At 66.3% G+C, this 3,364-nt stretch carries 5 protein-coding genes and 1 tRNA gene; 4 read left to right on the top strand and 2 right to left on the bottom strand.

Annotated features, from left to right (window positions below; all coding sequences use genetic code 11):
• The 3 genes from DBR20_RS11840 to DBR20_RS11830 form a co-directional block, all read left to right on the top strand.
• Nucleotides 1–725: hypothetical protein (locus DBR20_RS11840; RefSeq protein ID WP_258223321.1), on the top strand; the 725-nt coding region annotated here is incomplete at its 5' end.
• Nucleotides 722–1,033 (top strand): hypothetical protein, encoded by a 312-nt coding sequence (locus tag DBR20_RS11835; protein WP_108266302.1) that lies wholly within the window; start codon nt 722–724, stop codon nt 1,031–1,033. The genes DBR20_RS11840 and DBR20_RS11835, both read left to right, overlap by 4 nt.
• Nucleotides 1,020–1,235 carry an AlpA family phage regulatory protein gene (locus DBR20_RS11830; RefSeq protein ID WP_100436544.1) on the top strand — a complete coding sequence of 72 codons (216 nt, stop codon included), beginning with the start codon at nt 1,020–1,022 and terminating at the stop codon, nt 1,233–1,235. The genes DBR20_RS11835 and DBR20_RS11830 overlap by 14 nt, the downstream gene beginning before the upstream one ends.
• A gap of 65 nt (nt 1,236–1,300) precedes the next feature.
• On the opposite strand, the gene DBR20_RS11825 is transcribed toward DBR20_RS11830, so the two are convergent.
• Nucleotides 1,301–1,390: transfer RNA gene (locus tag DBR20_RS11825), tRNA-Ser, on the bottom strand.
• A gap of 124 nt (nt 1,391–1,514) precedes the next feature.
• Between DBR20_RS11825 and DBR20_RS11820 the strand changes: the two genes are divergently transcribed.
• Nucleotides 1,515–2,585 (top strand): DUF4241 domain-containing protein, encoded by a 1,071-nt coding sequence (locus DBR20_RS11820; protein ID WP_108266301.1) that lies wholly within the window; start codon nt 1,515–1,517, stop codon nt 2,583–2,585.
• Nucleotides 2,586–2,664: 79 nt separating this feature from the next.
• Here DBR20_RS11820 and DBR20_RS11815 read toward each other — a convergent pair.
• Nucleotides 2,665–3,364, bottom strand: a 700-nt coding sequence (locus DBR20_RS11815) for a LysR substrate-binding domain-containing protein (RefSeq protein ID WP_258223320.1), incomplete at its 5' end; no start/stop codon positions are given.

Genomic DNA, 3,364 nt, shown 5'->3' with positions numbered 1-3,364 from the left:
GCACGCCGGTACGGCCACGGCTTTTGGTTCGCCTTTCGCGCCGCACAGCGGGCACGCATGCGTGCCACTGCCCCCGCCCCACTGCCAGCATTGTCGTGCGCACCAGCGCTGCCGGCCCAACTGGACCTGTTCGCATGACCGCCACATCGTTCCCCAGCAACCCGGCCGCGGTCATTGATGCCACCAAGGCATCGTCGCGGACTGCTGCCATTGTCTCCGAGCTTTGCCGTGTCAATCCGGCTGGCCCACCGATGCCCGCCGACCGCGCCCATGCACTTGGGCATGCACTGAAAGACGAGCTCTACTCGTCCCATGTGGCCCGGTGGGAGTACCGCCACAAGGACGACGTTGGCCCCGCCTGCTGGATGCAAGCCGATGCCGCGCAGGTCTGCTACGCGAATACGCGTGGCCTGGTCATTCGCGCTCTGTTCGAAAAGCCACGCGTGCCGCAGCCGGAGAAGGAGCACGTGTTCCAGAACCGCACCTGCACCGTGTGTGGCGACCCCGAAGACTGGGCCGGCCCTGACTGCATGCCGCCGGCGCCGCCGGTAGATCCGCGCAGTCGGCTTCCGTTCGACCCGCGCTGGATGCTGCAGCCGCTGCAGTGGCTGCGTGACGCCGGCCCCATTGCCCTCAACCGTTTCGACCGGGAACACCGGTCCAGAGAAGCTGCCTTCCTGTTCGAGCAGCTGGAAGCCTTCATCAAGGAGTGCGAAAAGCCATGACTCAGAAGCAGATCAGCCATCCCGAAGGCCTGGCCAACTGCGCCGCCTGCCACCGCGCGCGCCACATCCACGACGAGCGGCGAGCGAGCGCAGGTGGGGGTCACCTGGTCGAATGCTGCTGTAGGTCGACCAGCAAGAAGGCAGACGCCGATGCGGCGTTGGCCGAGTGGCGTCGGATCAACAGGCCGGCGCGGAGCCCGCGTGCTGCGCCGATCGGGGCCGGTAACGTTGTGCAGTTCAAGCTCAGCTTGGCCGAGCAATCACAAAAACCGGAGCGCGCGACGGGAGGCAGACATGGGCGCGGCTGAAAAGCTGGAAGAGTTGCTGTCACTGGACCGCGTGCGGCAGATGACCGGCATGGGCACCACCTTCATATACGGCGAGATCAAGGCCGGCCGCTTTCCGCGATCAATCCGCATCGGAAGGCGCGCACTCTGGATACAATCCGAGGTGCAAGGCTGGGTTCGGCAGCAGATCGCCCTGAATCGGCCTGTGCAGGTGGATGGGTAAGCGGGCGGGTGGCAATAGCTGAGACAAAGAAAAAGCCCCTATTTCTAGGGGCTTTTCGAAAATTCTGGCGGAGAGAGTGGGATTCGAACCCACGGAAGGTTTAACCCTTCGCCGGTTTTCAAGACCGGTGCCTTAAACCGCTCGGCCATCTCTCCAATCGGGTCCCGGTCGCCCGGGCAGCGCCGTATTCTCGCACGTGAAGGGCATTTGCCCAAGACCACCCTTGCCCCTGCCCTTCGCATCCGGCACGGTGGGGTCTTCACCGCAATCGGAGCCCCCATGGCCCACCTCGACCTGGCCAACCTGCGCACCTGCCTGCTGGACGATACCCAGCTGGCCGCAGTTTCCCTGCACCGCACGTTCGCCGGCCATCTGCCGGTCAGCAGCGGGCACCTGGTGGTCTGCGACCCGCTTGTCCAGGCCGAGGCACCGGCGCTGGCCGACTACACTGCGCCGGTGGGCCGGCATCCAGTCGAGATCATCGTGCACAGCGGCCGCCCAGCACTGGCCGTGGTGTGGTTCAAGCCGCGCGCGGTACTGAGCGCTTCCGCCCTGCACTGGCAGATGGCGCGCTGGACCACGCAGGACCTGACCGGCCTGGAAGACGACAGCTTCATCGGCTACCCGGTCGACGCCGGCATCGGCTGCTTCATGGACACCGACACCCAGCAAGCGCTGCTGGCCTTGATCGAGCAGGCCAATGGCGACGAAGACAGCGCGTGGTCCGATGCGCTGATCGACCACGATGGCCTGGATGAAGGCGCCGAGTACCGCCCGTGGGGCGAGGACTCCCCGCATGGACTGGTGGTGTTCACCAGTGGCTGGGGCGATGGCGTCTATCCCAGCTACTGGGCGCTGGATACCTCCGGCATTCCGGTAGCCTTGGTCACCGATTTCCTGTGCATCCAGAGCGGCGACGGGCGCGACGAACGTGAGATCGCCGACCAAACTTATCGCGACAGCCTGCCACCCGAAGAAGCCGAGGCGCTAGCGCGGCTGGTGGCCGCCGTAGAGCGTAATGACACAGATGTGCTGCGAGACCTGCTGAAGGATGCGCCACAGCGCGCCAACCAGATCGAACCCGGATGCGGCGGCACCGCACTGTTCGAAGCGATCCGCCTGGATCTCCCGCAGGCGTTGCGGGTGCTGCTGCAGGGCGGCGCACTGCCTGCGATGCCCGAGCGCCTGCACATGAGCAAGGTGACCGGCTATCTGGACTACGCGCGCTTCCTGAAGAAGCCACGCAGCGCGGAACTGATGGCAGTGCTGGAGGCACCGGTCGTTGCCGAGCCCACAGCGTCGGCGCAGCCGCGACGCAGCTTCTGGGACCGGTTGTTCCGGCGGAGGTGACCGGCACCGGAAACCGCAACGCCGGGCATGGCCCGGCGCTACGTTTCAAGGATCGGCGTCGCCGCCGAGGAAGCAGGCCTCAGCCCGCGTCCACTGCCAACGCACCCAGCGCACTGGCCTTGATGCGCTCCTTGGCCTTCTCGCAGGCACCACCGCAATCCAGGCGCGAGGCCTCCAGCTGCGGCGGCAGGTGCTCGGCCAGGAAGTCGATGAACACCCGCACCGCCGGCAGCAGGCCGCGGCGCGAGGCGAACACGGCATGGCACACGCCCTGCGGCAGCGACCAGTCCGGCAGCACCACTTCCAGCTCGCCGTTGCGCACAGCATCGGCGCAGACGGTTTCCGGCAGCATGGTGATGCCGAAGCCGTCCTTCACCATGCTTTGCAGCAGCGGGAAGTCGAAACCGGCCACGCGCGGCTGCAGGTCCACCCGGCGTACCGCGCCTTCCGGTCCATGCAGCTCCCAGCGCTGGCGCGCTTCGTCCTCACTGATGCTCAGGGTGACGTGGTTTGCCAGTTCTTCCGGGTCCTTCGGGCGACCGGCGCGGTCCAGGTACTTCGGGCTGGCCACCAGCAGTTCCTGCACCTGGCCGAAGCTGCGCATCACCAGGCTGCCATCGTCATCAAGGCGCGAACGCACGCGCAGGGCCACGTCGTAGCCTTCGTTGATGATGTCCACGCGGCGGTTGCTGATGTTCAGCTGCAGCCGCACCTTCGGGTACTGCTCGAGGAACTTGGGCAGCAGCTTGGGCAGCTGCATCTGCGCCAGCGATACCGGC

Source organism: Stenotrophomonas sp. HMWF023, assembly GCF_003060985.1.
Classification (GTDB): Bacteria; Pseudomonadota; Gammaproteobacteria; order Xanthomonadales; family Xanthomonadaceae; genus Stenotrophomonas; species Stenotrophomonas lactitubi.
Note: the sequence above shows the minus strand (reverse complement) of the source record. Positions and strands in the feature narration are given on the sequence as shown.

Excerpts from the sequence above, each read along its gene's own strand:
- DBR20_RS11835 (WP_108266302.1), top strand. The coding sequence starts at position 722 with ATGACTCAGAAGCAGATCAGCCATCCCGAAGGCCTGGCCAACTGCGCC.
- DBR20_RS11830 (WP_100436544.1), top strand. The coding sequence starts at position 1,020 with ATGGGCGCGGCTGAAAAGCTGGAAGAGTTGCTGTCACTGGACCGCGTG.
- DBR20_RS11820 (WP_108266301.1), top strand. The coding sequence starts at position 1,515 with ATGGCCCACCTCGACCTGGCCAACCTGCGCACCTGCCTGCTGGACGAT.